Annotated in this window: 29 protein-coding genes; 10 read left to right on the plus strand and 19 right to left on the minus strand. The window is 68.3% G+C overall.

Translation table 11 applies throughout. The features are described from left to right. Positions 1 to 56: 56 nt before the first annotated feature. Both AC3AGO_RS31255 and AC3AGO_RS31260 read right to left on the minus strand, forming a co-directional pair. The gene (locus tag AC3AGO_RS31255) at positions 57 to 1,991 is read right to left on the minus strand and encodes a UvrD-helicase domain-containing protein (RefSeq protein ID WP_487823628.1); all 1,935 of its coding nucleotides are present in this window, start codon (positions 1,989 to 1,991) and stop codon (positions 57 to 59) included. Continuing rightward, positions 1,988 to 3,976: an ATP-dependent nuclease gene (locus AC3AGO_RS31260; protein ID WP_487823629.1), complete on the minus strand. Its 1,989-nt coding sequence runs from the start codon at positions 3,974 to 3,976 to the stop codon at positions 1,988 to 1,990. Before AC3AGO_RS31260 ends, AC3AGO_RS31255 begins: the two co-directional genes overlap by 4 nt. A gap of 424 nt (positions 3,977 to 4,400) precedes the next feature. Between AC3AGO_RS31260 and AC3AGO_RS31265 the strand changes: the two genes are divergently transcribed. From AC3AGO_RS31265 to AC3AGO_RS31280, 4 genes are all read left to right on the plus strand, one after another. After that, positions 4,401 to 4,760: an SPDY domain-containing protein gene (locus AC3AGO_RS31265; RefSeq protein ID WP_487823630.1), complete on the plus strand. Its 360-nt coding sequence runs from the start codon at positions 4,401 to 4,403 to the stop codon at positions 4,758 to 4,760. 111 nt (positions 4,761 to 4,871) lie between these two features. Beyond that, entirely contained in the window at positions 4,872 to 5,162 is a 291-nt protein-coding gene (locus AC3AGO_RS31270) for a hypothetical protein (RefSeq protein ID WP_487823631.1), read from the plus strand. Between the two features lie 15 nt (positions 5,163 to 5,177). Next, entirely contained in the window at positions 5,178 to 5,999 is an 822-nt protein-coding gene (locus AC3AGO_RS31275) for an SPDY domain-containing protein (RefSeq protein WP_487824881.1), read from the plus strand. Between the two features lie 227 nt (positions 6,000 to 6,226). Next, positions 6,227 to 7,126 carry a hypothetical protein gene (locus tag AC3AGO_RS31280; protein WP_487823632.1) on the plus strand — a complete coding sequence of 300 codons (900 nt, stop codon included), beginning with the start codon at positions 6,227 to 6,229 and terminating at the stop codon, positions 7,124 to 7,126. 243 nt (positions 7,127 to 7,369) lie between these two features. On the opposite strand, the gene AC3AGO_RS31285 is transcribed toward AC3AGO_RS31280, so the two are convergent. The 12 genes from AC3AGO_RS31285 to AC3AGO_RS31340 form a co-directional block, all read right to left on the minus strand. Next, a complete protein-coding gene (locus tag AC3AGO_RS31285; protein WP_487823633.1) occupies positions 7,370 to 8,068 on the minus strand; it encodes a hypothetical protein in 699 nt (232 codons plus the stop codon). Positions 8,069 to 8,145: 77 nt separating this feature from the next. Beyond that, entirely contained in the window at positions 8,146 to 8,547 is a 402-nt protein-coding gene (locus AC3AGO_RS31290) for a hypothetical protein (RefSeq protein WP_487823634.1), read from the minus strand. Positions 8,548 to 8,721: 174 nt separating this feature from the next. Continuing rightward, on the minus strand, positions 8,722 to 10,467 hold the full coding sequence (locus AC3AGO_RS31295; RefSeq protein ID WP_487823635.1) for a relaxase/mobilization nuclease domain-containing protein: 1,746 nt from the start codon (positions 10,465 to 10,467) through the stop codon (positions 8,722 to 8,724). 13 nt (positions 10,468 to 10,480) lie between these two features. Further along, complete coding sequence (locus AC3AGO_RS31300; protein ID WP_487823636.1) at positions 10,481 to 11,101, minus strand: MobC family plasmid mobilization relaxosome protein; 621 nt, start codon at positions 11,099 to 11,101, stop codon at positions 10,481 to 10,483. Next, positions 11,098 to 11,313, minus strand: a complete 216-nt coding sequence (locus tag AC3AGO_RS31305) for a hypothetical protein (RefSeq protein WP_487823637.1) — start codon at positions 11,311 to 11,313, stop codon at positions 11,098 to 11,100. The genes AC3AGO_RS31300 and AC3AGO_RS31305 overlap by 4 nt, the downstream gene beginning before the upstream one ends. A gap of 117 nt (positions 11,314 to 11,430) precedes the next feature. Further along, entirely contained in the window at positions 11,431 to 11,622 is a 192-nt protein-coding gene (locus tag AC3AGO_RS31310; protein ID WP_487823638.1) for a hypothetical protein, read from the minus strand. Next, positions 11,619 to 12,929: a DUF2637 domain-containing protein gene (locus tag AC3AGO_RS31315; RefSeq protein WP_487823639.1), complete on the minus strand. Its 1,311-nt coding sequence runs from the start codon at positions 12,927 to 12,929 to the stop codon at positions 11,619 to 11,621. Before AC3AGO_RS31315 ends, AC3AGO_RS31310 begins: the two co-directional genes overlap by 4 nt. Before the next feature lie 116 nt (positions 12,930 to 13,045). Further along, entirely contained in the window at positions 13,046 to 13,687 is a 642-nt protein-coding gene (locus AC3AGO_RS31320; protein ID WP_487823640.1) for a WhiB family transcriptional regulator, read from the minus strand. A gap of 148 nt (positions 13,688 to 13,835) precedes the next feature. After that, the gene (locus AC3AGO_RS31325; RefSeq protein WP_487823641.1) at positions 13,836 to 14,534 is read right to left on the minus strand and encodes a zinc finger domain-containing protein; all 699 of its coding nucleotides are present in this window, start codon (positions 14,532 to 14,534) and stop codon (positions 13,836 to 13,838) included. A gap of 7 nt (positions 14,535 to 14,541) precedes the next feature. After that, positions 14,542 to 15,426 carry a helix-turn-helix domain-containing protein gene (locus AC3AGO_RS31330; RefSeq protein WP_487824882.1) on the minus strand — a complete coding sequence of 295 codons (885 nt, stop codon included), beginning with the start codon at positions 15,424 to 15,426 and terminating at the stop codon, positions 14,542 to 14,544. Between the two features lie 699 nt (positions 15,427 to 16,125). Next, a complete protein-coding gene (locus tag AC3AGO_RS31335) occupies positions 16,126 to 16,551 on the minus strand; it encodes a class E sortase (protein ID WP_487823642.1) in 426 nt (141 codons plus the stop codon). A 432-nt stretch (positions 16,552 to 16,983) separates the two neighbouring features. Further along, complete coding sequence (locus tag AC3AGO_RS31340) at positions 16,984 to 18,015, minus strand: hypothetical protein (RefSeq protein ID WP_487823643.1); 1,032 nt, start codon at positions 18,013 to 18,015, stop codon at positions 16,984 to 16,986. A 323-nt stretch (positions 18,016 to 18,338) separates the two neighbouring features. Between AC3AGO_RS31340 and AC3AGO_RS31345 the strand changes: the two genes are divergently transcribed. From AC3AGO_RS31345 to AC3AGO_RS31365, 5 genes are all read left to right on the plus strand, one after another. Further along, positions 18,339 to 18,821, plus strand: coding sequence for a helix-turn-helix domain-containing protein (locus AC3AGO_RS31345; RefSeq protein WP_487823644.1), 483 nt, complete (start codon positions 18,339 to 18,341; stop codon positions 18,819 to 18,821). A gap of 364 nt (positions 18,822 to 19,185) precedes the next feature. Next, entirely contained in the window at positions 19,186 to 19,542 is a 357-nt protein-coding gene (locus AC3AGO_RS31350; protein WP_487823645.1) for a hypothetical protein, read from the plus strand. Positions 19,543 to 19,544: 2 nt separating this feature from the next. Beyond that, entirely contained in the window at positions 19,545 to 20,756 is a 1,212-nt protein-coding gene (locus AC3AGO_RS31355) for an MAB_1171c family putative transporter (RefSeq protein WP_487823646.1), read from the plus strand. Then, positions 20,746 to 21,351, plus strand: coding sequence for a hypothetical protein (locus tag AC3AGO_RS31360; RefSeq protein WP_487823647.1), 606 nt, complete (start codon positions 20,746 to 20,748; stop codon positions 21,349 to 21,351). The genes AC3AGO_RS31355 and AC3AGO_RS31360 overlap by 11 nt, the downstream gene beginning before the upstream one ends. 206 nt (positions 21,352 to 21,557) lie before the next feature. After that, positions 21,558 to 22,136, plus strand: coding sequence for a hypothetical protein (locus AC3AGO_RS31365; protein WP_487823648.1), 579 nt, complete (start codon positions 21,558 to 21,560; stop codon positions 22,134 to 22,136). Between the two features lie 33 nt (positions 22,137 to 22,169). Here AC3AGO_RS31365 and AC3AGO_RS31370 read toward each other — a convergent pair whose 3' ends face one another. Next, positions 22,170 to 23,036 (minus strand): methyltransferase domain-containing protein, encoded by an 867-nt coding sequence (locus AC3AGO_RS31370; protein WP_487823649.1) that lies wholly within the window; start codon positions 23,034 to 23,036, stop codon positions 22,170 to 22,172. Next, entirely contained in the window at positions 23,029 to 23,163 is a 135-nt protein-coding gene (locus AC3AGO_RS31375) for a hypothetical protein (protein WP_487823650.1), read from the minus strand. The genes AC3AGO_RS31370 and AC3AGO_RS31375 overlap by 8 nt, the downstream gene beginning before the upstream one ends. Before the next feature lie 169 nt (positions 23,164 to 23,332). Between AC3AGO_RS31375 and AC3AGO_RS31380 the strand changes: the two genes are divergently transcribed. Beyond that, positions 23,333 to 24,037, plus strand: a complete 705-nt coding sequence (locus AC3AGO_RS31380; RefSeq protein WP_487823651.1) for a hypothetical protein — start codon at positions 23,333 to 23,335, stop codon at positions 24,035 to 24,037. A gap of 241 nt (positions 24,038 to 24,278) precedes the next feature. Here the strand turns inward: AC3AGO_RS31380 and AC3AGO_RS31385 are convergent, their stop codons facing one another. The 3 genes from AC3AGO_RS31385 to AC3AGO_RS31395 all read right to left on the minus strand — a co-directional run bounded on the left by AC3AGO_RS31385 (position 24,279) and on the right by AC3AGO_RS31395 (position 25,934). Continuing rightward, positions 24,279 to 24,725 carry a hypothetical protein gene (locus AC3AGO_RS31385; RefSeq protein ID WP_487823652.1) on the minus strand — a complete coding sequence of 149 codons (447 nt, stop codon included), beginning with the start codon at positions 24,723 to 24,725 and terminating at the stop codon, positions 24,279 to 24,281. Between the two features lie 271 nt (positions 24,726 to 24,996). Continuing rightward, positions 24,997 to 25,152, minus strand: coding sequence for a hypothetical protein (locus tag AC3AGO_RS31390; RefSeq protein WP_487823653.1), 156 nt, complete (start codon positions 25,150 to 25,152; stop codon positions 24,997 to 24,999). A gap of 155 nt (positions 25,153 to 25,307) precedes the next feature. Beyond that, on the minus strand, positions 25,308 to 25,934 hold the full coding sequence (locus tag AC3AGO_RS31395; RefSeq protein WP_487823654.1) for a hypothetical protein: 627 nt from the start codon (positions 25,932 to 25,934) through the stop codon (positions 25,308 to 25,310). Between the last annotated feature and the right edge of the window lies 1 nt (position 25,935).

The following is a 25,935-nucleotide window of genomic DNA, read 5'->3' on the forward strand; positions in this document are numbered from 1 at the left end:
GACTTCTCAAGGCGTCTCACACCGTGTGGGCTGGGGGCAGTCTCACGGTCATATCCTTATCCTTGCCTGCTCTCGGGCACGCCCGCCTCGATGAGCATCGTGAAGAATTCGGCGATGGGGCCCGTGCGGTCGGACCCATCCGTGGTGAAGACCAGTCTGTGAGCAGCCCTGGACAAGCCTACGAAGAACGTCGATGCCCCTTCACGTGGGTCCCTTCCGAGCGCCCACCACTGTCTGCCGTGAATTCCGAGGAAGAACACGGTGTGGAATTCGAGGCCCTTGCTGCGGTGGGTGGTGAGCAAGACGACTCCATCTGCTGACTCGAACTCGTCGAGCACCTCGCCCCAGCCTTCAGACGAGTTGATCACGGTCTCCAGGTGCGCTGTGAAGGCGTCGGTGACGAGATCGAACTCCTCGCCAGATGCTGCGGCCTGTACGTAGCGGCGCAGGGCTGCGCTGTCTACGAGTTCGAGGACCTTCCGGACGGTGCCGCCCGCGGACGTTGCCGATGGTGGGTGGCTCTGAAGCCAAGCACGGAGGCGGGTGGTCAGGTCGCTCAATTCCTCGCCGACACGCTGCTGGGTCACCTCATCATCGGTGGCCCCGTGCACGCGCTCCAGAGTCGCCGATACCTCCTGCCAGACAGTGGCGAGGCCGCGCGGCTGGTGTGCCAGCCGGAGCAGCCCCATGAGCAGGCGGGCCGTCTCGCTCTTCAGTAGGTTTTGGAGGGTCATCTTGCCGACCCGTGCGTCGTCATTGCGGACTCGGATGCTGTGGGCGGCGAGGTGAGCCCGAAACAGCGGCTCAAAGTCTTTGATCTTCTGCCGTGCGATGAGCGCGAAGTCTGCCGGTGTACGGTCCGAGTCGGCGATGTCCCGGGCGATCCAGTCGGCGATGAACTTCGCCTCCCGGTCTGCGCTGGAGAACGTCCACAGCATGGCTGGGTCGTGCCCGTGCTCGGCAGTCGCCTTCGAGGTGGGCTGCACTGTGGTCGGTTCGAGTTTGCTGGCGATCACGTGCTGCAGCGCAACCAGGGCGTCGCTGGAGCGGAAGTTCCACGTCAGTCGGTAGGTGGTGGCGTCGAACGTATTGGTGAAGCGCTGGACGGCCTCGGGGACAGCGCCGGCCCAGCCCATGATCCGTTGCTTGCTGTCTCCGACCGTGGTCAGTGCGGTTTCCTCGCCGAACACCGAGGTGAGGAAGGAGAATTGCGCGCTGGTCGTGTCCTGGAACTCGTCGACGAACACAATGGGGTAGGTCATCCGCAGGGCGCGTCGGAGCTTTGGTGCCGTGCGGACCAGCAGCTCGGCGAGTCGGTTGAGCATGACGAAGTCGACTTCCGGCTTTTCCGGCTGCAGGTAACGGGTGCGCCACCACTCGCGTGCGGCGTAGGTGACAGCATCGGCCTCGTCGTTCGTCGACATGCTTTCGGGCAGGTTCCATCCCCCGACGATGTCGGAGACGAAGCGTCCGGGCTGGAACCCGAGCCTCCCGGCCAGTGTCCGAGGCGCCGTGAAGGCGATGGTGTTGATGAAGTCACTCACTTCGTCGCGGTCGGGCGCTATGCGGAGGTCGTACCCGTGGTGCATGCGCCAGTCCGGGGGGAGGGCCGGCGCGAACCGATCCACCAGTCCCTTAGTGAATGCGTCGAAGGTCATCGATGCGAAGCGGCTGGCGTGGTCTGGAACGCGGGCGGTGACCCGGCGGCGGAGGTTGGCGGCAGCGTCCCGCTTGAAGGAGATCGCCAGAATGTGCTGCGGCCACGGGCAGAGCCCGGTCTGCAGGAGATAGGCGGCGCGCTGAGCGAGGAACTCCGTCTTGCCCGCGCCAGGCCCGGCGACGACTGCCACGTTGCCAGTGTCCCGCAGAGCCTCCCACGCTGTCGGCTCCAGATCCTCGATACCTGCCGGGTGCCAATCCTCTACCGGAATCAGTGTCGTTGGGCGCAGCGCCGGCATGCCGGTGGGGCCGAGATGGTCGGAGGTGCTCACAGTGGGACCTTCTTCTGGATGTGCTCCACGAGGGCCTTGAGGACCTCCGGCGTATTCATCCGGAGCTCTTCGTCACGGAGGCGGCCGAGCGCGCTCAGGTGGGTGCTCGGTTTTGACCGCGACAGGAACAGATAGCGGTACCAGCCCAGCAACTCGGGCCGCTTCCTCTTACTCCAGTAGCGCGGCCTGGTCCCCTTCTCTCCCAGCACCGTGGCGGTGGGATCGTTGGAGTCAGGGCCGCGCTGGTTGCCTTCAAGCTGCCTGTAGGCGTTGCCGAACGCGCGCAACATGGCGTAGTCCAGGTCGAGCGGCTCGGAGTAGAAAACGGCGAATGCGCGCAGGTGCTTCACGATCGGCTTGATGTGCTCGAGTAGAAGGCCGTCGTGGATGTCGTCGACCTCGTCGTAGTTCGTGAGCCCTTTCAGCGGATCGAGCCCGTTGTCCAGGAGGCGGTTGCAGGCATCACGGAGCCGGGCTGGGCCTGCGCCGACCTTGCCGTAGTCGAGATCCAGCAGAGTGGCATGGGGGATGTCCAAGTCGTGGAGCAACCTCCACATGTGGTTGGTGTGCCGGCCGTTGAGCGGCATCATCGCTACGAACGACCGGTCCAGCTGCACACCGTGGGCATGGGCGATCCGGGGGATGACGAGCTGTTCGGTGTCGCCTTCACCGAGTACCACGAACTGGGCGAAGTACAGCTCCGGATGGGCACGCACCGCCTCCCGGACATACTTGCCCGCCTCGGTGGTGTCGTCGGGAAGAGTGATCTCGCGGACCGATGCCGTCGCGGTGGCTGGCTCCGTGCGGAAGTACCGGACGTCCTCGGGGCGGATGCGGGGCATGACGCTGGCGGAGTGACTGGAGAGGATCGTCTGCGTCGCCGTGGTGCCGCTCAGGTCTTGAAGCTGGCTGACGATCCGGGAGAGGTAGAAGGGCGAGAGGCTGTTTTCAGGTTCCTCGACCGCGATTAGGGTCAAGTGCGGCAGGTGAGCGGCTTGCAGCGTGAAGTCATCGTTGTGGTGACCCGCGCAGACCGCGCCCTCGACGTCGAGGGCTGCTGCCACCAGCGCGAGGTGCAGGAGCGACCGCTGACCGTCACTCAGCATGCGGGCCGGCCGGGGCTGGCCGTGGCGGTCGGGCTCGAAGACGAGTTCGGATTTGCGGACCAGCTGGTTGAAGTCGCCGTCGAGGAGTCGCAGTTTGGGATCCGAGTGAATGTCTGCGTCGTGCAGTTCCTGCCACCGTGCCGCAAGCGCGCTTTCGACCGCCTGGATCACGGGCTCCTCGGCGAACTTCTCGGCAACTTCAGCCGCGTGGTTGTTGACGAGGTCGCGGAGCTCACCTGACCACTGGGCCGCTCGCCACAGCCGACTGCGGAGAAAGGCCGTCACCTGACGCACGCCATCGCGGGAGGCTGGGATGTAGATCATCTGGATACGGCTACGTTCCGCGGCAGTCAGCGGCACGCAGTCTTCCTCGCCGTACTCCTCGGCAAGGGTGTTGACGATCACGCGCGTCTCGGTGATCGCCCCTTCCATCGTGCCGTCGTCGAACCACTCGGCCCGCAGCGCAGCTCGGACCTTCAGCTGGCCATCCTCTGTGGCGGCCATGCGCCGGAAGAACTCCGGGACCGCTCGGGGTACGTCGGCCTGCTCCTGGCGCTCCTCTGCGGCATCACCATCGTCTCCAACCTCGTCGTCCTCCTCTTCGCCATCGTCGAGTTCGGGGAAGGTGAGCACTGCTTCGATCGTCAACTCGCGGCTGGCAGGCAGGTCGGTCTCGTCGGCGGGCACGTGAAAGTCGTCCACACGCATCGACCGCTCCTGACCGGATACCCCGAACAACCGCAGCAGCGCCTCGCAGGCCGCGGTCTTGCCCGAGCCATTGGCGCCGATGAAGGCAGTCATGCCCCGGCCCAGGCGAAGAGAAGTGCGCTCCGGCCCGAAGCACTTGAAGTTCTCCAGTACGAGACTCTCGATGAACATTGGTCACTTTCCGGTACAAAGACAACATGAAAGGCGACTGTGTCGATGACAGTACCGAAACCGTGTGATCTCCGGGCTCATGCGATCAAAGTCGGCGCCGGTCCTGTCTGCAATAGCTCCCCGGAGCGCAGCTGACGAGATCCGTGCTGGCCGTGTGGCTGCCCTGCGCCCCTACCCGGTCCTGTCGTCCCTCCTCGACTCACCCAGAGGGCGAACAGGGTGACCAGTCGGACTCGCAATCGTGACCAATCGGCCGTTGAGTGGCCACCTGGCATGAGATTCGGCCACAGGGTCTGAGATACCGCAGATCTGTGGGCGCGGCAATTCGCTGGGGGCAGACAGAAGGAGCGCGGAATGACTGGCCAACGTGTGTGAGGCCATGTCAACGTAAACGACCTCGCAAAACACCAGTTCAGAGAGGTGTATGCCCGTGTCCATGGCTCCCGTTGGCCCCGGTTTCTCTACCACCGTCGAAGCCCTGCGGCTGCGCGAGTGGCAGCTCGGTCCTGGCCAACCCGCGCTCGTCATGGACCAGTTCTCCGTCGAGGACTTCAACCTCGTCGTGGATGACCGCGCGGACGTGCATGTCAGCTCGAAGGACGGCCGTTTCTACCTCGGCTGGTTCCCGCTCGGTCGTGCCGGCACCGACGATGAGGGGTGGAAGATCGCCGTTACCGGCACGGCCAAAGTGCGCGGCTACCAGCTGTCATTCGATACCGAGACGCCAGCCGACATCGTCGCTGCTGCCGTGACGCGCGTGCTGGAGACATCGCGGCGTGCGTAATACCGCAGCACCAGCCGGGAGTTCACGTCAGAGGGCGGCTCGCTGATTGCCCGCGGCAGGCCGGTTCCACCACTCACCCTCACGGTTTTCCCTCATGCAAGGAGGCTGTTCGTGACGCACACGGAGATGACCGTCGGCGATCTCATCGACCTGCTGACCGGCTGCGACCGGAGCGTTCCGGTGCGCCAGGCGATGAACCCCTTTTTCCCGATGGCACATCGCCTTGCGCAGGTCGTGCGGTCCGTGGATGAGACCGGCCGCACCGTCGTTTACCTCGCTGAAGGGCAGGACGAGGCCACGCAGCTTGGCCATCTGCCGCCCGAGGTCGCCGTCGCGCTGGCCTGGCAGGGTCCCGTTCACGCACCCCCGCGCCGTCCTCGCCGCAGCGCAGGCGGCAAGTAGCACCGCACCGAGTTCCTGGAGATGCCCCTGTACCCCGACTTTCCGCTCGGTCCGTCCGCCCCGAACGGCGCCCAGCCCGCGTGCTGGGTCGGCCCTCGGCATTTGGCCGGTGATGACGGACTGCCCTACGACGTTGTGGCCGATGCGCTCGCCGACCTAGGTTGGACGAGCCTGACGATCGTCCGCGGGCGACACGAGTTGGACGAGGCGCCGGAGGACCGGCAGGTCTTGCGCAGCACCGTTCTGCACATCAGCCCGGACACGCTCCGCTGGGCCCAGTGGGTCCTGGCGGACGAGCCGTTCCACCTTGGGGAACGGCCGATCGCCTGGCAGGTCTGCGCTCGTTCGGACACGAGCAGCCCGCTCGCTCAGTGGTCGGCCTACTTCACTCCCGATGTCCCCGGGGAGGTCCTGGTCGACTTCCTCCTCGCGCTCGATGCCCGTAACGCGCCCGCCGTGCCGATCGCCGGCCCCGAGCTGGTCCTTAACGCCGTCGCCGCGCATGGCTGGCTCCGCGACGTCGACCAGCCTCATACCGGGGCGACGGACCCCACGTTCACCTCGCACCTCAGCCTTGGTGAGGTGCCGCCCCTCATCCAGGACGCCGATCCCCGCGCCCTGACCACCGAGGCTGATGAAGCGGGGCCGGTCGGCTGGCAGGCGTGGGCCGCGCCCGCGCTCGGCGCACCATACCTGTGGGCGGTGTCTTTCGGACCCAGCGTCCCGCACGATCTCGTGGCCGCCTTCGCGGCGTCCCTCAGCTCGACGGCACCGGTCCTGCGCCAGATGCTGCCCGAGACGACTCGGGAGCAGCTCCTGCGCGCGCCGGCGAGCTAGGAAGCTTCGGGAGTCGACTGGTACGCCGAACGTCTCGTCAGCTCCCTCGGGCGGAAGGGCAAGCGCCCCAGCGCGCGCACGGCCTCCCGGCTGCTGGCCGACAACGACACGCGTGGGAGACGACACCCTGTTTCGGGCCGCACCGAAACACGTTGTAGCCCCCCGGTCCGCCCAGGAGCATCACTCCGGAGTATCTGACAGTGGCGCGCCAAGAGGGGGACACCTGCATGCGAAAGTACCGCACGGCCACAATCGGCTTCGCCTCGCTGCTGATCGCGGCGGGCGGGCTGGCCACCAGCAGCGTGACCGCCGCCGCCCAGTCCGGCACAGCTCCCGCGTCCCCTGCACCGTCGTCCAGCTGCGACGAGGGCGGCTTTGACTGGGACCACGCCGAACTCTCCCCAGGCAACCCGAAGTACAACCCCATCCACGGCGGCAGGCAGATGCAGCTCTGGCAGGCCCACGTCCTCCGCGAGGACACATACGGCATCTACCGGCCCAAGGAAGACCACATCCGCATCTACGTCGAGGACAAGAAGAGCGGCCAGAAGTGCTTCGACCGCTGGATCGATGACGACGACGGTGAAGGTGGGCACCTGGAGACCGGCGTACTCGACAACCGCAACACCTCCATCAGAGGCTGCATCACCTCCACCATCTTCGCCTTCAAGAAGTGCGGAGACTGGATGCGTGAGGACGCAGGCGGCCACTGGCAGAACGGCTCGGGCAAGGAGGAGCTGGACTACATGCTCGACCCCGGCGCAGAGGCCAATTACGACTTCAACGAGTCCTCCCGCAACGGCGAGCCCGCCAAGGGATACAGCGTCAGCTTCGGGAAGAACACCCGGGCCCACATCATCGTCAAAGGCAGGGCCGCCATGTCCTACGGCTTCGCCGCCACGAAAAGCCCTGACATGCAGGTCTCCTTGCAGAGCGACAAGTACGGGCAGGGTAAGTGGCGCAAGGCCATCAGCGTGGACGACTGGTGGGACCCGACGGACAACGGAGACTACGAGGCCCGCTCCGGCGTCCTCTACAACGAAGCCGACCGCCTCCGCGTGTGCGTGAAGAAGGTCGGAATGCCCGCCGAAGACGCGAAGTGCGGACAGTACCGCGACCTGAGCTGACCCCGGACAAGCCCTTGTGGTGGTCACGAACCGAGGCAGGAAGAGCGGCCCATCACGCGGGAAGGGGCCGCTCTTCCTGCCTGCGACAACCAGCGCCCTCCGGTCGCCTTCCTCCGACGTGCACAGCCCGGCCTCTCCCGAATGGAGGGCCGGGCTTCTTGCTTCTCGGTCCGGAACACTCGCGCGCACGACATGCTGCTGCCCCCGACCGTCACGGTCGGGGGCAGCAGCATGTCGGGGCGGTCAGTTGGCCGTTGTCGCCTTGGCGAGAGCCTTCTCGAGGTGACGGTCAACGAGGGCCGGAGAACCGGAGATGATCAGCAGCAGGTTGCCGTCGCGGATCGCGGTCTGTTTCACCACGGTGCTCTGCCCACCGGTGGAGAACGTCAGGAGCTGGCTCCACTGCTCATCCCCGAGCCCGCGGGGCGCGGTCAGCTCCTGCGAGGCCATGTCGATCGTGGAGCCGCCCGCGACGACTTGGTAGGTGGGGCAGCCGGTCATGGCGTCGAAGATTCGGCCGGTGCCGCCGGACAGCTTCTTGGCACTGTCGCTGTACAGCTCCTCGGAGACCTCCGAGTTGCTGCCGCCGGCGTAGGCGAAGGTGGTCTTCGCCTTGCGGGGGAAGGTGAGCGAGCCACCGGTCGCCGCATCGCCGCCCAGCTTGCTCAGGGCCGGGCAGCCGACCACGGTCACGTCGTCGTGTCGGGTGGGACGCTCCGGCTTGCGCAGGTAGCCGCTGCCGAGGTCGCTCCTGTCGAGCAGGCGGGTCTTCAGCGCGGCCGACGACAGCGAAGCGGTCTGCTGGTCGGCCTCGGTCGGCTTCCCTGCTGGGGCGGAGGAGGCGGATTCGGGAGTGGCCTTGGTGGTGTCGGTGGAGCAGGCGGGCACGGCGAGGAGAGCGGCGGTGACGCCGAGGGCGGTGGTGGCGACGCGAACGCGCATGGGTGTACTGACCCCTTGGTGCTAGGTGACGGGTGGTCAGTACGGGCGCGCGGGCCCGGTGGTCGTAGGAGTGGGGGTTAGTGACCGAGGTGGCGCAGGCAGTCCTCGAAGGTGCTGTGCGTCGCGTCCGCGGGGCCGGCGTGCCGGTTGTACCAGGCGGTGTCGAGACGCGTCTCGTGCTGCTGGTGGCCTGCCCGGCAGCGCAGCCAGACCTGGTCGCGGGTGGAGAGGAGGAGCCAGTCCCGGTACGCGCCGCACTCCCCGCAGGAGACCATCTCGCCGTCGAGGATGAGCGGTTGCTTCCAGGGCATCATCCGGCCGTCGAGCTGGTCGTGGCTCGGCACCCGCAGCTCGGGTGGAAGAAAGTCGTCCATCACGGCGGCCGGCGCCGCATGGGTCCGTTCTGCCTGCGCCTGTTCGACCTCCGGCGGCACTTGCCCCTCCAGCCGTGCCGACAGCTCAACGAAACGGCGCTGCATCTCGCTGGGCTCCGCCGCCCGGCGACGTATCCGGTGAAACACCCTGACGTCCTCCCCGTCTCCTCCTGCACGCCTCATGATCGTGCCCCATGCCCCGGCTCAGCTTCAATTCACAAAGTCAACAGTCCCCGTCGTGCGGGGACGTGAGGCGGTTGCCGCACCAACCGTGGGGGCTCATCGGGTGTTGCTCGCCGTCTCTTCCCCGGGATGCCGGCCAGGTTTGGTGGTATGAGACGCTGCCGGACGCGTGGGGGACGGGCCCGTCACCGTGCTGTTCTCGGGCGCAGCAGAGGCGTCGGCTGGCAGATCAGCCAGTCGGCGCAGCCGCCACACCAGCACGTCGCTCACCGACTCCGCGGTGTCGAGTTCGCGGCGCTCTACCGCGCCCGACAGAAGGGCGGCCGGGTCGCGGCCGATGGCTTCGGCATCCGTGAGGGTCGCGGCCAGGGCGTACCAGCCGGGCTCGGTGAGGATCTGGTCGGCCAGCCCCGGCAGTGCCTCCCGCAGCAGCGCCGACTGCCGCTCTAGCACAGCCCGGTGGAGTCGCTGGCCGCGCTGATAGAGGACTCCGAGGGGCTGTGCGGCGGCGGCCGGGTAGGCGGCGCGCAGGTGTGCGGCAGCCTGGCGGGCGGCGGCGGCCTGCTGCGCGTGCCCCTTCTTCGCGTGCCAGTGCGCGGCGGCGGTGATCAGGAAGAACAGCATGTCGATCGCCATCGCTGTCGTCGCCCCGTCCTCGCCCCGGCCGAGCACGGGACCGCCGCGCACGAGCTCGCGGGCGGCCTGCCGCAGCGCCCAGTCGTGCCCGCGCTCGGCACGGATGCGAGAGCGGGATGCGCGCTCGAACGCCCAAGCCGCGTCGCGCAGTTCACGGCGCGTGTGGGCGGCAGAGGTCTTCGCCAGAGCGTCCAGGACCTCACCGGCGGCGGCGATTTGAGCAGCGGCGGTCGCGTTGTCGCCGCGCTCGACGACGAGCACGGCCTGCCACGCGGCCGACGCTGTCCGTCGCCGCGCGGCGGCCGGAGCACCCGGGCCCGCATGAACAGCATCCACCTGCCGGGGATTTGGGTTGTCTTGGTCCTGGCCGTCGCCGGCCCAACGCTCCCGTATGCGTGGCAGCGAAAGGTCGGGAGCGAGGCGCGCGCCGGGGTAGAACACCGGCTCGCCGTCCTTATTGCGGTCGTCGGGCAGAGCCACCTTGTATCCGAGGAGGTCTCCGGAGGGGGCGACGCGCTTACGGATCAGGAGGCCGGCGCCGGCGAGCCGGTCGAAGAACTCTTCCTCGCTCCGCGTGCCAGCCACTGCACGGCGCACGGTCTCGCGCAGCTCTTCACGCGCGGTCCGGTCCCGTCCTTGGCGTTTGGCCTTGTGGCGCTCTGCGCTGGTGGGGCGTTTTGCGGCGGTGCCGTCGCCCTTGTTGAGGCGGCGCAGCCCCAACTCCACCTCTAGCTCGCGGGCTTGGCGCTGTACGTGGGCGGCGTCGTGGTCGAGGTCGGGTTTGTAGCCGTCCTCGCGTACGAGGGTGGCGACGATGTGGATGTGGTCGTCGGCGTGACGTACGGCCGCCCAGCGGCAGCCTGCGCCCTCTTCCGCGGCGTCGATACCGGCGGCGGCGACCATGCGGCGGGCGATGTCTCCCCACTCGTCGTCCGACAGTGTGCGGTCGTCGGCTGCGTTGCGTACGGACAGGTGCCAGACGTGCTTCCTGGGTCGCTCGGCTTCGTCGATGACCTGGACGGGCTGGTCGAGGAGCTGTTGGAGCTGTTTGAGGGTGGTGGTGTCGTCGCGGCCGGGGTCAGGCGCGTTGTTGTCCCAGGAGGCGACCAGGTGCGGATCGATGTGTTCCTCGTATTTGCCCGGCCCGTACAGGTAGTGCAGGAGACCGATGGTGCGCTTCCCGCGCTTCTGGAGCCTGGGAATCATGCTGGTCGTGGTCTCAGTTCCGCTGGAGGAGTTGGTCGGTGGCGTCCTGGACGCGCTGGACGGCGCGGTCGGTGACCGCGATGACTGCGTCAAGTTCGGGCGGGTGAGCGCCGGCGTTGATCGCGCGGGCGATCTGGTTGAGGTTGCTACCGACGTGCCCGAGGTGCCGGCGGGCGGCGAAGAACTCGGCCATCACCTCACGTTCGCCCGCGACGACGCTCGCGGTTCGTTCGAGATCGCGGGCGGCGGTGAGGGCGGCGCGGGCGAGGAAGCCGGCGAGGGTGAGGTTGGTGGCCGTTGCGCCCGCGGTCACGCGGGCGAGCTCGTCGTCGCTGAAACGGGTGTTGCGGACGTGGGGGCGTTGGCGTCGCTGGTACTTGCGGCGTCGGGTGCGTGGCGACGCGGTGTGCTCGGCCCCCTGTTGTTGTTCCTGTGGCTGCGATCCGCACTCGGTCGCAGCCTCCTCGTCTGGCGTCCCCCGGCGCCGGGCGAGCCCCTGTCCCATCGGGGCAGGGGAGCCTTTGGATACTCCGCCGTGGGCGGAGTATCCAAAGGGATAACTTGCTCCGTCTGAGACCGAGTTGGGTTCTGGATCCTCACGAGCATGGATGGGGTGGGGGAACGGGTCTGTCATCGGGTGCGATTCCTCGTGGTGCGAATGCGTTGCTGGATTTCCGCAGCGAGTTCGACCAGGGCGGCCGGGCCGGCAAGGACGCGGACGGGGGAGTCGGCGCCGTGCTGGACGAGCCACTGGCCGGTCGGCATCAGGACGGTCGCGTGCAGCAGTTGGTGGCGGACCAGGACATCTGCCCAGGCGGTCGCTTCGGCATGGCTCGGGCGGAACATGCGGTGGTGTCGGGGGCGGATGACACTCCTCCAAGGGGCGCGGCTGGTGGCCCGGTATGTAGCCGGGCCACCAACCGAACGAATGGGTCTGCTGCTTGACCTGCAGTTATGCGGCTCTCAGGTGCAGAACGGGCAGCGCTCGTGGTGCCGGACGAGTGCCTGCGCCATGCGCCGCTTCACGTCGCCCGCGTCCCTGGCACTCCTCTTCGCTGCCGGCGTGCCGTCGTGGAGCTGGGAGTGGTTGCGCAGGAATGCGATGTCCTGCTCGTAACCAGCCTTGATGCGACTGAAGGTTTCGCAGGTCCTCATCGGCTTCTCCTGGGGGTGCGGGGCAGGTGCTGTAGTGCGGGGTCTGTGTGCAGACGGGCCTGAAGGTCGCCGAACATCTCGTTGCTGACCCTGATGCCGTGGTTACGCAGGTGCGGACGTATGGCCCGGCGGGTCATCCGCCCCTCTGCGAGGGCAGCTTGGCGGGCGACCTCGATCACTTCTGCGGGGACCTCGGTGTCCTGGTCCGCCGAGGTGGTCTGCGCGGTAGTCGCGCTCTCGACGTGGTCCGTGGTCCGCGCGCCCTGCGGACCGGCGGCGGACTCATCTGCCCCGCGGTCCCCGGAGTGGTCCGCGGCGGGAGTGGTCCGCTGGTCCGCAGCATCAGTGCTGTGCTCCGGGGGAGCGGACTCGGTTGCCTCAGCTGTGGTCCGCGCGGCGTGGTCCGTCGCCTGCGGCTGGTCCAGGGCCTGCCTATGGTCCGCAGGGGCGGCATGGTCCGCGCTGTGGTGGGTGCCGTCTTCGGCAGGCCCGCCAGCGCGGTCCGCTTCCTCGTGATCCGCCAGCCGTGACGGTTCAACTCCTGTGTGGCCTGCGGTGCTGCCCGCCTCGGTGGCCGTGTGCTGCGGGCGTAGCTCGTTGATCAGGCCCGCCGGGCCCTTGGACAGAGTGGTCGGCTGGTCCGCTGCGCCTGTGGTGTGGTCCGCAGGAGCAGCATCCGGCGGTGGGCCGGTGGTCCGTCCAGTCTGTGCAGTGTGGTCCGCGGTGTGCGGGTGGTCCGCAGTCCGCATCCGATCCTCAGCGGTCTGCGTGACAGCCGGGCCGGTGCGCTGCGGACCACGCTGGCTCGCTGTCTCGGTGCTGCTGGCGTCAGGGCGCTGGTGGTCTGCTGTGGCCCGCTTCTTCGGAGCGGTCTCGGGGGCGAGGAATTCCTGCGGTGCGGAGGAGACGGTCTGGAACACCTCGGGGGCATCCGGGACATGGGACCGGTCCGCGTTGACCGTGGCCCCCAGGTGGACGGCGAGGGCAGCAGCCAGCGGCGGCACAGCCGACACGAGGATCACCAGGAGCGGGCCGGTCGTGAGGTGGCCGGTGGACACCAGGTGGCCGACCGCGTTGAGGAGGACCGAGACGGCCACGGTGATGAGAGTCAAGATGCGACCGAGGTTCTGGCCGGGGCCGGCAGCGAGCCAGGCGAGCCCGGCCACGAGCGCGAGTACGTCGACACTCATGGGCAGCGACCACGCGAGTACGTCACTCCAGCCCACGGCGCGTCCCAGAGCGGCGAGGGAGACGGCGCTGGCGGACATGGCGACCGCAGCCACGAGCGCAGCACCAGCGACGATCATGTTGCGGTAGCCCTTTCTCAGGTGCCTGGCGGACACCGCAGCCGCAGGGCGCAGATGGTGAGGTGCGCCCCCGTTCTGTCCGGCGGGAGCAGCGGGGTGCACAGGAGCGGGGTGGGTCATGCGGCCTTTCCGAGAGGGGAGCGCGTCGAGGGCGAGGCCGCCGGGCGGGTCGCCGGCTGCCGAGTGCCGGGCCTGGTGTTCGTGGGACCGTCTGCTGCTGGCGTGGCCTTCTTCCGCTTCTTCTTGGGCTGGGGCTCCTCCTGGTCACGTTCGCGGTCGAAGACCTCGTTGGCGGCGTCCCGGAGCAGGTCACGGGCGTGCTGGCGGCTGACCTTCAGTGCGGTGGCGAGCCGTTCGGGCCGCCAGTCGCGGAAGTAGGCGTGTTCGATGACGAGTTGACGTTCGGCTGCTGTCAGGTGCACATCGCGCCCGTGGAAGAACGCGCTCACGCGCTGGTAGTCGACGCGCTTGGGCAGGTCCTTGTGCCAGAGGTGCCGTTCGGCCTCGGTCAGGCCGCCCCAGACACCGTCCCTGAGGCCGTTCTCCAAGGCGTAGTTGAGGCAGTCGCGGCGTACCGGGCACCAGCCGCAGAGTTCCTTCGCCTCGGCGATGTCTTCGTGGTCCCGGGGGCGTGGGAAGAAAACAGCGTCTGCGTCCTCGGGATCCATGCCGTAGCAGGCGCCGCGGGTGTGCCAGTTGGTGTCGCTGATGCTGCGCAGGCCGGTGGCTGGCGCGTCGTGAGTGGTGATGTGGCGCATGGATGGTCTCCGGTGAACTGCCGCGTCGGCCGCTGGGACTGGTGCTGGGCGGATGCGGCGTCGGGTACCGGCGGCGGCGCACGGGCGGGCGCCGCCGCCGGGGCGGGACGGTGGTGCGTCGGGCGGGATGCACCGGCCGGCGTGCCGGTCAGGCCGCTGCGGGGTGCGGGACCTGCTGGGCGGCGGCGAGGCCGAGGCGACTGGGGTGCGGGGTGGAGCGCGGAGCAGTTCCGCGTGCCCCGTCGTCGGGGCCGATCCTCCGGCGGCGGCACGGCTCACCGGGCTGGGCCAGGCACCATTCGCAGCGGACGCTCAGGGCGTCGGGCTGTCCCTGGGCGACGGCCGCCTCACGCGCTGCTCGGGCGGGCCGGTAGGGCGCGAGGGCGGCGCGGACAGCAGGCGGTATGCATGAACCGATCTCCCGCAGTCGCGCCTCCAGCCTCGGGTCGGCCCCGTCACGACCGCTGGTGATTGCAGGAGACTGGGCGGGCTGAGTGGTGCCGGCGGCGACGGCACGGCGGGCGCCGACCAGCTCGGCGGTCCAGGCGGCCTGGTCGTCCGGATCGGCGGACGGCGTGGGGTCGGTGTGCCGGTTCAGGCGCTCGCGCCGGTAGCTCTCCCACGGGCGGGCGACGTCGGCGGGCACGATCTGGTACGGCGAGTTGCGGATGTGCTGGCGTGCGGTGGTGCGGGCGTCCCAGCCGTGCGGGGTGGCCAGTGGTACGTCGCCGAGCAGTTCGTGCCACTGGGCAAGCTGGTCGCGGGCCTCGCCCTGGTCGGTGCGGACGGTGCGGGGGTCGAGCCGGCCGATGTAGGCCAGCAGGGCGGCGGTTTCGCGGCGGTCCACGGTGTGGCTACTCCGTTCCGGTCGGCTCGTCGAGGGCGGCGAGGAGGGCGGCGGTGTGGGCATCAGCCCGCGTCATACCGCCACGCTGTGCGGGGTTTTGGCCGGGTACGGCGGAGAGGTTGGGGCGGTTTGGGGTGTGCTCGCGGGAGATCCAGGAGCGCCAGTCGGCGGCCCAGGCAGCGGCGGAGCGAGGGCTCCACGAAGCGCGGTGGGTACGCCACTTGGCGTCGGCTGCCTGCAGCCCCTCCTCGCCGAGGCGGTCGAGATGTCCGTGCTGGCGGGCCCAGGCGCTGGTGGCGGGGTCGACCTGCCATTCGGCGGCCGAAGTGACGGCGCCACCACTGCTGTTCCGGTTCGAATCCGGTTCCCTACGGTTCTGTGTGCCGGTTTCCGGTACCTCGCTATGCCGGAAACCGCTACGCCGAGGTGCCGGTTTCCGCCGCGACCTGCCGGATTCCGCTACTGCCGGTTTCCGGCCCCTGGCGGGGGATTCCGGCACCTCACGGGAGCGGATTCCGCACCGCTTCAGGGCCGAGAGCTGGAGCGTCAGACCCGCCTCGGGCTCGCCCGCCGACGGTTGATCTGCGTGCTCGTCCTGCTCGCTGTCGGCCTCAGCCAGGGCCTTCGCGGCAAGTGGCAGACGGTAGACCGTGCTGCGCTGCGGGCCGATGAGGTCGTCGAGTTGCTCCAACTCACCGGCGGCGTCCAGGCGGTCGATAGCTTCGCGCACCGTGGAGACGGACGCGTTCGCGCGCTTGGCCAGGCTGGACAGCGACGCCCAGGAGACGCACTGCGCATCGGTCACCCGGTCGGCGATCGAGAGCAGGACCAGGCGCGCGGTGCCCCGGCTGGCACTGTGATCCCACACCCACTCGCGTGCCTCGCTGCTCATCGGCATCCCCCGACGGTGGGGCGGAGCCGGAGGCTCGAGGAGGCCGAGGTGGTGTGCTCCGACCCGGGGTGCGCAGGTGCCGAGACGGAGGTGGCTGCCGCGCAGGCCCTGCGGACGGGCCTTTTGCGCAGGGCAGAAGGCATGCAAGAATCCCCTTCGCGTGTTGCCACGCTGACGCGCCCCGTGGAAGGGATCAGCGTGGTGATGGTTGGCAATCTCCGCCCTTGCCGGGGCGGGTACGCCACTTAGCGTTCGGCGTCCGGGAGTTCCCGCTCTCGGACGCCGCCGCTGTTTACGGACTTGCGCGGTCCGTTTCGTGTGCCACTCGTTCCTCGCCTTCGTCGTGCCGGGCGGGCGTGCCCGGGGGACGACGAACATACGCATGAGTTTGAGTCAAGATCCAGAGTTGGTTCTTAACCTCTGTACTAGTCGCAGGGCGTGACCGGGACATCTCCGGGGCGTTATTCGGGCGGAGCGGTCCGGGGCGCTGGCGAATCGTTGCCGCGATCCTCATGTCCCCTCCTTTCGGCTGTACTTCGGCGTCTTGCGCCGGGGGACCAGCAACGTATGCACGGTGCTTCGCCCTATCCAGCCGGTTCAGAAGAACATCCCGCGCTGCGGCACCGCAGGGCCAACGAGCCTGGCAGAACGTCCCGTTCGGCGGGATCCAGGAAGCCGAATGCACCGCTTGCCCCACACTCAGTGCGTGCTGTTGGGGGAGGAGGACAGGGTGGCTTCGACCACCACGCGCTTGGCGTGTCCGGCTGCCGGCCAGCAGGTGACCAGGGTGAGCACCGGCTTGGTGGGCCGGGCGTGGGGGCGGCCGGGCACCTGTGCGATCACGTTCACATCGGTCGGCTTCACGGTCGACACCTTGGTGACGGAGTAGGTGTAGGTCATCTGTGCAGGGGTGGTGACCGTGATGGTGCTTCCCCGGGTGATCCGGTCCACGTTGCGCAGCGGCGGGTTGGACACGCCGGACCGGTGCCCGGCGACCGCGTAATTGCCGACCTGTCCTGGCTCTTCTGTGCCGGGGAAGTGCCCGAATCCCCGGTTGAGGTCCGCTTCGGAGATGCCTTCGTGGACGGGCTGGGACCAGTGCTTGCCCAGTGCGGGTATGCGCACCACATCGTGGTGTGGCGTTGTGCGAGTTGCGGCAGAAGGATGGTGGCTGCCGGGACCCGGCGTCCCGGTGGGTGAGCTGTGCTTCGGGCTTCCGCCGTTCGTGCGCTGCGAGTTGTGCAGCTGGGGCTGCGGATTGGCAGGTGAGGCGGAACGATGCGCTTGCTGCGCAGCGACATGCTGCCCTGCTCCAGGGGCGTGAGTTGTGGTGCCTACGGCGACGGCGGCTCCTGCCGCAGTGACAGCTGCGGCGGCTAGAAACGCGGTGCGACGCCGCCGCGGGGCGTTGTCCTCGCGCCCGGAGTCATCGGGCGAGGGGGCGTGGGGCATGAGATGTCCAGCGGTGGGGTGCGGATGCTGAAGAGGCGGGGTGGGGTGGAGACACGGCGGTCTCCGCCCCACCCCGTCGCGGCCGGCCCGGAGGCCGGGGAGGGCTTAGGCGCCGGTCTTGGGCAGCGCCTTGAGTGCCACGGTGCGCGGCTTCGGCCGGGCTTGCGGCTTCGTCTCGCCGGCCTCCTGTCGCTGCGAGTGCTCCGGGGATGATGCGGCGACGTTCGCCGCGGTCCGGGCACTGGCGGTGTCCGCGCTGGGGATCACCACGCGCTGGGCCCGCTGCTTGCTGGGCAGTTGGGCGCGCAACGTAGTGGCGGGCAGCCCCTGCGCCGCCGCCTCCAGGCGGACCTGGCCCTTGCGCTGCGGCTTGACCAGAGCGGTGGCGGTCCCCTGCTTGCCGGTGACGATGTCGCCCTCGGCCTTGGCCGCACCGCTGGCTTCGGCGTGGACCTTCACGCCGGGCACCTTGTGTCCGGAAGCGGAGGTGACCTCCAGCGTGAACTTCGAGACCTTGCCCGGCTGGACGTGCTCGGGCTCGTGGATGGTGAGCGTGTAGGGACCGGCGAACCGCTGCGCCTCGGCGATGTAGCCCTCGGCCTTCGTCTTCACGTTCGCGGGTACGTTCCCGTATGCCAGGCGCTCCTGGGCTCGCTTGCCGTGCGGCAGTGCGTAGGAGCTGCCCGCGTTCAGGAACGAGGTGGTGGCCGCATCGACGGCGGCGGCCTGCTGGTCATCCTGGGTCTCCCCGTACCGGGACAGGACGTAGGAGGCGGCGGCGAAGTTCTCCTTGCTGACCTTCTCGCCGGTGGCCTTCGAGGTCCAGGACGAGAACGGGGTGATCTTGCTGTACTGGCCGCCGGCCTCGGGGCCGGCCAGCGTCGGGTCCGCGCAGTACCCGTGCGCTATCGCGGACTTGGCCCACGGTGCGGGCTTGCCGAAGGCGCCGAGGTGGGAGGCGTGCGGTCGGCCGTGGTCGTCCGGCGTGGAGTAGCCGGGGCCGTACCGGTCCGCCGCTGAGGCGTTCGGCGCCAGTACCGCACCCGCGCCCAGCGCCAGCGCCGTCGTAGCCAGCACCACACGCCGCCTGTTACGGGGGCGGGGCTGTGCCGGAGCAGCGTGTGCTGCAACACTCATGCATGTCTCCTTCAAGGGGATGGCTCCGGACTCGGGCCGCACGGTTTCTCAGGCCACTTCGCGGCCCGGTCCGGAGATTCAGGTGGGAGGACTCCGCCCGCGTGGGCTGGAGCTCGCTGCGCACCAGAGGCCCCGGGCTGACGCTCTCGGGAGCGGGGTGCCACTGACCCCGTCGCGCACTCTGGTGTCGCTGGTCGAGGACCCTATGCTGAAGTACACCGGTGATGTCAACACCCGAGTGCGCCCAGTGATCAACTTTTGCACTCGGAGAACACTCAAGTACCGTGGCACTCCGTTGTCGCATACAGGAGGTGTCCCGGGTCATGCCGGAGGTCAACGGGGGCGAGGAGAGAGACTCGGCCGAGGCTGAGGGCTCGCAGCTCACCCTGGCGCAGAAGCTCAACCACCTCTTCGACACGGTGCGGAACCCGGGGACCGGGAAGCCCTACACCAATGCCGAGGTATCCCAGGCCATTCACGAGGCCGGAGGCCCGGAGGGGCCGAGTGTTTCACCGAGTGCCATTGCCCAACTGCGTTCCGGCGCCAAACCGAACCCCACAGTCAATACCGTCAAGGCGCTCGCCCGGCACTTCGGTGTGACGCCGCAGTATTTCTTCCCCGACTTCGATGACGAATCGTCCGAACGTGTCCGCGCGGCACTTGATCTGATTTCGGCGGTAGGGGACAACGAAGTGCGCGGCCTGGCTTTTCGCGCCAACGGCCTCTCCGTCGACAGCTTGAAAATGATCAAGGCCGTCATCGAGCAGGCCAGGCGCCTTGAGGGGCTCGAAGAAGGCGAGAAGTAATTCATCTCACGCGAGTCCGCCATTTTCGCCGACCGTAAGCTTGATCAGCTTGGCAGGGCCGCTTCGCGTATGAGACCTTCATTTGCGTTTGCATGGTGAATGTAGGTGTTTCGTGTCGCGTTCTGCGCAGGGGTGACGCGAAGCAGGGGGCGGGCAAGATCAAAGGACTCGCTGAATGTACAACCGTCGTGCTCGCGCCCACGCAGCTCAGCTCCGCGAGCAGTGTGAAAGCCAGCTTGCAGGGATCCGGATATCTCACCCCTCTGCGGTGGGTGAGGTCTGTGAGCAGCTGGCTGCCAAGCGTGGCCGACCGATTGATTTGCACCCGCTGCCGGAGCTGGGCGGCAATCACGCCCCCTGTGGAGTGATCGTTTCCCTGGAGAGCAGGGACTACGTCTTCTACGTGACGGCCACGAGCGAGCGCCACCGCGAACAGATCATCCGGCATGAACTGGCCCACCTGCTCCTGGGGCACAGCAACGGCGATCAGCTCCTCGCCGAAATCTTGTCGATCATGCCCGAGGGGGTCGACCCCACGGCAGTCGTCGAGATGCTGGGGCGTACCAGCTACGACAGCGACAAGGAGCACGACGCAGAACTGGCCGCCTATTTCCTCGGCGAGATCTTCGAGGAAATCGCCGTTGCGGAATCCGCATCCGGCCGGGAGGGCACGATCGCCCGTCTTGACGGCGTCCTCGCCCACCCGCGCAGAGGCCGTTGAACGTGGGCAGCGCACTCCTGGTCGCCCTCCTGCTGTGGGCGGTGACGCTGTGGCGTCTGCCGGTCTTCCGCCGTAACAGCACGAAGCACTCGCGCGCCATGCAGCGCTCTCTGGCCATTACGCTCGGCGCCCTGGCCGCCTCGATGACGTTCGACGTGCCGGCGGTCAAGCAGGGTCTCGACGCCCTCGTCGGCTTCCGGGGGCTCGCTCCGCTGTTCAAGCACCTGCTGGCCGTGTTCTCGGCCGCGACCTGCCTGGACTTCGTCATCGCCGTGGTTCGGCCCCAGGGGCTGGCGCGCCGTTTCCGGCAGGCCGCGCTCCTGGCGGCGGTAGCGCTGATGATCGTCTTCTACGCGCTGGCCAACGCGCGCCCGATCACGCAGGCCCTTCCCGCAGGCGGCTCCTACTCCGCCTACGCAGTGCTCTACATGGTGATCTTCACCCTCTACATCGGCACCGCAATGGTCGTCGCCACCTGGCTCTTCCTCGGCGGAGCCCGCCACAGTGGCACCGGGTGGGGCCGCCTCGGCCTCCGCCTGCTCAGCCTGGGCACCGCTATCGGCTCCCTCTACGCCCTGCAGCGCATCGTCTTCATCGCCGTCAACCTCCTCACCGATACGAGGCACCCCGTCATGGAAAACCGCATCTCCACTTCTCTGCGGGTCGCGGCCATCACCACCATCGCGGTGGGGATCTGTGTCCCGCCCCTCTCCGTGGCCGCGAAGACCTACCGAAACTGGAAGGCGCTGCGCGAGCTGGAGCCGCTGTGGCACGGCGTGACCCAGAGTGCGCCGCAGGTCATCCTCAAGACGCAGCCTTCTGCCTGGCAGGTCCGCCGGCGTCTGGAGGTGCGGCTGATCGAGATCGGCGATGCTGCCCTCCGGCTGCGCGAGTACGTACCCGCCTCCGTGCAGCACAAGGCGAAGCAGCAGGCCGCCGAGGCCGGGGTCCCCGAAGCAGAACAGGGCGCGGTCGCCGAGGCCGTGTGGCTCGCAGCTGCTGCCCGCAGTGCGCCGCACAGCACGCCCGTCATCGGCGGCAAGGGGCACCCCACGCCCGGCGGGACCGACCTGCCGCGCGAGGAGGAGCTGGCGTGGCAGTTGCAGGTCAGCCGGGCCTGCATGACCCCGCTCGTGGCCAAGCTGGCCGCCCAGGCGCAGCCGCCACTGCTGCTGCCCGGAGACGACCCCGGGATGTTCCTGCATGACCTCTGAGACCCTCGCCGGCAACGAACGCCCCTATACACCGCTGGCCCGCCAGATCACCGACTGGCTCGCGCCCAGTACCTGGATCATCGCCGTCAGCCTGCTGGTCGGCTGGAAGACGGCCGAATGGAGTGGCGTCGTCTGGGGTGCCTTTGGCGCACTGTTCACCGCCGTGCTCCCCATGCTGTTCATCACCTACGGCGTCAAGCGCGGACACTGGGGTGACAAGCACGTGGGGGCCCGCACCGCCCGCCTCGTGGTCATGCCGGTCGTCCTCGCCTCGGTACTCCTCGGCATCGGCCTCATGGCCGTCCTGCACGCGCCGCAGGCGATGACCGCCCTGGTCGCCACGATGCTGATCACCCTCGCCGCGCTGACCGCGGTCACCCTGGTGTGGAAGATCTCCGTCCACCAAGCCGTCTCCGCCGGCGCATGCGTCGTGCTCATCCAGGTCTACGGCCCGTGGATGCTGCTCGGCTACGCCCTAGTCGTCCTCGTCGGCTGGTCCCGCATCGAGCTGCGCGACCACACCCGCAACCAGGTCATCGCCGGCACCTTCCTCGGGACAATGGTCGCCGCAGCGACATTCGCCCTTCTGCGGTGACAGCTGAGTAGCGCGTGCTCGTTCCATCGAGCTGGCGAACCGTTGGACGGCGCGACCCTAGGTGGCTGCTGGCGCAGTAGCCCTCACGAGCGGACGGAAGCTTGTAGGAGGCTGGTGAGGCCGGCGCCTCGGGCTGAACAACGCCTTCATGCGTGAGGAGTTGGAGATCTCGTGTGTGCGCGGCTGCGTATGACAAGGTGCCTGTTATGGATCCGGGCACTTGTCTTCACCGGCACTCCGAACGGTACGAGCAGTACCACGGGCATGAGCCGTGGGTGGACGCATGGGAGTGGGCCGAGGCGATCGTGGCTTGGTACGAGCAGCGTCGCGGCGAACTCCCGGCCGACCGCGACCTCGTCACAGCCGCCTGCGCGGAGTCGCTGCGCCTCTCCCTCGCATCACGGGATGCCGCGATCGGTGACCTTGTGCTGCATGAAGTGCGGGACACACTGCGCAACTGGCTCTACCACGGCCGGGGCGGGGACGGTTGGCCACCTCCTGGCGGCCCGCACGCGGAGCACTGGCATGCCCTGATGGCAGCCGACCGGGAGCGCGCTCTGGACCTCACGTATACCGCCCGTCGGGCCTGGGCCGAGCTGTGCCGCTACGCGCAACACCACCCGCATGTGCCCGCAGGACTCGGACGACACCGTCTCCGTAATTTCGGCATCGACTACCCGGTGCTCGCCGACGTTGCCCCCGCCGTTCGTGCAGCGCCGTCGCCGGTCATCGACCTCAACTGGTATGAGGGCGCCAACCTCTCGCTCGTCATCCAGCCGGTCTGAGCCGGACACTGGTCAACAACCCTACATGGCCGACTAGTCCAGGCTGATGTGCTGTTTGTCTTGGTCGATGCGGACGCGGTAGTCGGGCAGTCGCGGCCACCCCAGTTCTTTCCAGGGGCGGCGGTCGCGCTCGGAGCGCAACGGCATGAAGTCCACTGCGGTAACCAGGTGTCCGTCGGCGCCGCCCTGGCGGTCCACGGTCAGGGTGAGCAGTGCGTCGGAGCCGAGCGGGGTGCTGATCGGCGTCAGGATGCGGCCCCCAGGGCGGACACGCTGCACCCACGCCGCGGGGACCTGCTGCACGCAGCCGGTCGAGATGAGCCGGTCATACGTAGCGCCGCCGAGGTTGTCGGCGGTCCCGTCACCGGAAACGATAGGGGGCGCGTAGCCGAGATCTTTGAGGCGCTGAGCGGCACTCTCGGCGAGACCAGCGTCGATCTCGATACTCGTGACACCGCCTTCGCCGACTTGGGCGCACAGCAGCGCGGTGTCGTAGCCGGTTCCGGTGCCGATGTGCAGCACCGTCTCACCGGGCTGCGGATCGAGGTGGTGGAGCATCAACACCACGACTCGGGAGCAGGAGATGGACGAGGTGAACTCTCCGCAGTTGGTGGGCGCGTTGGGCGGCACGGTTCCGTCGGCGACCTGCGTGATCAGTGGGGCGCCGGGCCGGTAGACAGCCCGCAGCCACTGCCGGGGCCGGGTCTGACGGTCCAACAGCGGATACCGTCCCTGTTCGTCGCGTTCCGGCCACCACACCCGGTCGGGTACGAAGTGCTCGCGCGGCACGGCGAGGAACGCCTCGCGCAGCCATTCCGTGCTGGTGAAGTAGCCGCGGGCGTCGATCTGTTCGGCGCATTCGCGGCGCAGCGTGCTGGCCAGCGCGGCAAGGTCAGTCATCGTCGTCGGCCGGCGGGCCGCCGCCCATGTCACCGTGTCCGTTGCCGGAATCCGGTTGTCCGGTGTCGCGGACGTCGCCGTCCTCTTGTTGATCACGGTTTTCCTGGTCGCCGTTGGTTCGCCCCATCACGGCCTCCCTAGCGGCGGTATTGCTCTCAATGGTCCCCTCGCTGTACAGGGCGAGTGAAGGGGCCGACGGTGATCCGTCGTAGCACGACATCTGACCGTGTCGATCACGAAGACACACGCGTCGCCTCCGAAGATTGGGCTGTTCAGCCGCTGATGAAGGCGGGCGTGTGCTCCGGCTGACCACGGATTATGAACACGTCCGGGCGTTCCGCATCCGGTTCGGACGCACGCGCGATCCGCTCAGCCCACGTACGCGGCCACCGGGTAGTAGCGGTGCTCCACCGCACACCCTCCAGAGCGATCTCGGACAGGTCAACAAACCGGAGTTCACTCCCCACGAAGTTCGAGGAAAGGTCTCTGAGGAGTGGACGGGCCTGCGCAATATCGCGAGCGAGAGCATCGCCAAGGCCCTTCCCTTGGCCAAAGAGATCCACCAGCCGGGATGCGCGGCCAAGGACCTCTACCAGGCCAGAGGAAAACATCTGAGGGCCTACGACTCGCTCGTCCTCCTCGCCAATGTCCCTAGTCACGACAAGGAAATTATGGAGCTCGTCCGAACGATGGGATTCGGCTGCCTCGATCTCCTCCGCCACACTTTCCGCCATAGCGAGCAAGTCCCCGAGATCATTCGCGCGAATGATCGAGTCATGGACCTCCAAGACTCTGTTGACCTCGGCTGCCCCGTCCAGCTGCTCTGCTCGTTCCTGAACTCGTGTCAGCTCTTCCTCCAGCCTCATGACGAGTCCCCGCAACTGGAGCCGCAGGCCGTCTCGCCAGCGCGTCAGCTGCTTCACCTGGTCAGTAATGGGAGTTTTCGACGAGCTGAGGTCAATCCGGCGTTCCGCTGGTTCGGTCGCCCGTCGATGATGTGAGGTGCCTCCCCGACCTCGGGACTGCGGTCGTTTACGGGCGTCGCGTGGCGGTCGTTCTCTTGCGTCTCCCATCTGGGCATCGCCGTTGTCCGGAGTGGAACGGGGTGGGAGGCTGACGCCGAACAATCCCGCGAGCACGCGCCGGAGTAGGCCGTAACCCACCACGGCGGGTGGCCCTTCCGGAGGGAACGGCGCTGTTGCGCGGGTCAGGAGGCCAGCGACGATTCGGCGCGACAAAGAGTCAGTGGTCATCGGCGCTCCTGGGAGACTGGCCTTCCGACGGGCCCGAAGAGCGATCCGGCAGCGCGGCTGGGGACTGGCCTTCCGCCAGGCCCGGCGACGTTCCTTGCGCTCCGGTGAGGGCCGAAGCGATCTGGGGGATGCCGCCCAACTGCGCGAGGACGGAGGGAGCGGCGAATCCCAGCGCGACAGCAACGTACGCGCCGTTGATCTGGCCGGTAGCGCCGAAGAGTGCCGCGATGCCAGCGCCGAGCCCCATCCGCAAGACCACAAGCCATGCGTGCGCCGGCAGGTCCACGTAGGTGCGCAGTTGCGGGGCCCGCCTCTTAAGCCGCCCGGTCGGAGTACGCCGTGCGCCTTGCCACACGGCAACCCAGCGTAGGAGCGACAGCACTTCGACGAGCCCACCCCCGCACGCTCCGAGTGCCGCGTACTGCCACCCGGTCACTGCGACCTCCGCTTTACTCGTCGCCGACGATCAGAACCGCGGCCCTACCGTTCCCGCGCCGGCAACCGCTGCCCCTGTCACCGGATCCGGGGTTCGTACCAGACTTGCTGTGCCCACGCCACCTGGCCGACGCGCAGTTCATGGCCCGACTGTACGGCCCCGCGCAGCCCCAACGGTGCAGTGCGGCAGATTGTTCACGTGCGTGACCCGAGGACTTGGTCCAGCTCGATGCTGTCGAGCCGCCGCGGCTGAGCTCTTGACCACCTCGACCTCAGGGTGCGGTGCGGGGCGTGGGCATGGTGTGGAGGCTGCGTACGGGCGAACGCAGCAGTAGAAGGGGCGGGATGAGCAGCAGCGCCGCGGCCAGGACCAGCACGGGGTGGATGCCGGGCGCGGTGGCCAGGCCACCGGCGGCGAGCGCGGCCACCGATCGCAGTCCGTAGGCTAGCCACGTGCCCGCCGTCTGCTGGCGGCCTTGCAGGGCCGGGGTGCACAGCAGTTGCCGGACGGAGCGCTGGGTACTGCCGGCGGCGACCGCTCCGGCCTCGTGCAGCCGCTCCGAGCCATCGGCGGTCCAGTACGTCAGCGGCCGGTGAAGGACCCGGGCTCTGCCCGTGTACCAGTGCTGCGGGTAGTCACCCTCCTGCGGAGGACGCCGGCGCCGGCACACAACGCTCGTCGGCCTGCAAGGGTGTGCGTGCGGGCGGCGGAGACGACGTAGAAGCGGGCGGGCAGTACCTGCCAAGCCCCGGCTGCCGGGGCGAGTGCGCTCATGCCGACTCGCTTACGAGGCCGGCGAGTTCGGCGATCTGCTCCCTGAGAGGACTGCACGGAGGTGTCGATCAGCTGGTAGCCGCAGTCCACTGCGAGCCGGGTCAAATACTCCTCGACACGGCCGTGCAGCGGCGCCTCGAGGCTGAACCGGTCGTTGTCGCGCTGGTTCTGGACTGTTGTGGCCAGGTAGCGGTCCCGGCGGACCTCGTGCGGGCTGTACAGCAGGACTGCGGTGTCCACGCGGCGGTGCAGCACCGGGGCCAGACGACCGGCAGCCCAAGCCAGCGCGGACCGGTTACGGGCGAGGTCGTATGCCCACACCCGGCACACGTACGACTCCTGCAGCCACACGCGCTCCTCGATGTCACTCGGCATGTGTGACCGGACGGCGAGGTCGGGCAGGTACGCGAGGTGGAACAGGGCAGAGCGCAGCATG

The organism is Streptomyces sp. BL1, assembly GCF_057628045.1.

What these genes read in the sequence shown, in the direction of transcription:
- AC3AGO_RS31260 (WP_487823629.1), bottom strand. Translation starts at nt 3,976, where the DNA reads ATGTTCATCGAGAGTCTCGTACTGGAGAACTTCAAGTGCTTCGGGCCG.
- AC3AGO_RS31265 (WP_487823630.1), top strand. Translation starts at nt 4,401, where the DNA reads ATGCCCGTGTCCATGGCTCCCGTTGGCCCCGGTTTCTCTACCACCGTC.
- AC3AGO_RS31280 (WP_487823632.1), top strand. Translation starts at nt 6,227, where the DNA reads ATGCGAAAGTACCGCACGGCCACAATCGGCTTCGCCTCGCTGCTGATC.
- AC3AGO_RS31285 (WP_487823633.1), bottom strand. Translation starts at nt 8,068, where the DNA reads ATGCGCGTTCGCGTCGCCACCACCGCCCTCGGCGTCACCGCCGCTCTC.
- AC3AGO_RS31290 (WP_487823634.1), bottom strand. Translation starts at nt 8,547, where the DNA reads ATGCAGCGCCGTTTCGTTGAGCTGTCGGCACGGCTGGAGGGGCAAGTG.
- AC3AGO_RS31295 (WP_487823635.1), bottom strand. Translation starts at nt 10,467, where the DNA reads ATGATTCCCAGGCTCCAGAAGCGCGGGAAGCGCACCATCGGTCTCCTG.
- AC3AGO_RS31300 (WP_487823636.1), bottom strand. Translation starts at nt 11,101, where the DNA reads ATGACAGACCCGTTCCCCCACCCCATCCATGCTCGTGAGGATCCAGAA.
- AC3AGO_RS31305 (WP_487823637.1), bottom strand. Translation starts at nt 11,313, where the DNA reads ATGTTCCGCCCGAGCCATGCCGAAGCGACCGCCTGGGCAGATGTCCTG.
- AC3AGO_RS31310 (WP_487823638.1), bottom strand. Translation starts at nt 11,622, where the DNA reads ATGAGGACCTGCGAAACCTTCAGTCGCATCAAGGCTGGTTACGAGCAG.
- AC3AGO_RS31315 (WP_487823639.1), bottom strand. Translation starts at nt 12,929, where the DNA reads ATGATCGTCGCTGGTGCTGCGCTCGTGGCTGCGGTCGCCATGTCCGCC.
- AC3AGO_RS31320 (WP_487823640.1), bottom strand. Translation starts at nt 13,687, where the DNA reads ATGCGCCACATCACCACTCACGACGCGCCAGCCACCGGCCTGCGCAGC.
- AC3AGO_RS31330 (WP_487824882.1), bottom strand. Translation starts at nt 15,426, where the DNA reads ATGAGCAGCGAGGCACGCGAGTGGGTGTGGGATCACAGTGCCAGCCGG.
- AC3AGO_RS31340 (WP_487823643.1), bottom strand. Translation starts at nt 18,015, where the DNA reads ATGAGTGTTGCAGCACACGCTGCTCCGGCACAGCCCCGCCCCCGTAAC.
- AC3AGO_RS31345 (WP_487823644.1), top strand. Translation starts at nt 18,339, where the DNA reads ATGCCGGAGGTCAACGGGGGCGAGGAGAGAGACTCGGCCGAGGCTGAG.
- AC3AGO_RS31360 (WP_487823647.1), top strand. Translation starts at nt 20,746, where the DNA reads ATGACCTCTGAGACCCTCGCCGGCAACGAACGCCCCTATACACCGCTG.
- AC3AGO_RS31365 (WP_487823648.1), top strand. Translation starts at nt 21,558, where the DNA reads ATGGATCCGGGCACTTGTCTTCACCGGCACTCCGAACGGTACGAGCAG.
- AC3AGO_RS31370 (WP_487823649.1), bottom strand. Translation starts at nt 23,036, where the DNA reads ATGACTGACCTTGCCGCGCTGGCCAGCACGCTGCGCCGCGAATGCGCC.
- AC3AGO_RS31375 (WP_487823650.1), bottom strand. Translation starts at nt 23,163, where the DNA reads ATGGGGCGAACCAACGGCGACCAGGAAAACCGTGATCAACAAGAGGAC.
- AC3AGO_RS31395 (WP_487823654.1), bottom strand. Translation starts at nt 25,934, where the DNA reads ATGCTGCGCTCTGCCCTGTTCCACCTCGCGTACCTGCCCGACCTCGCC.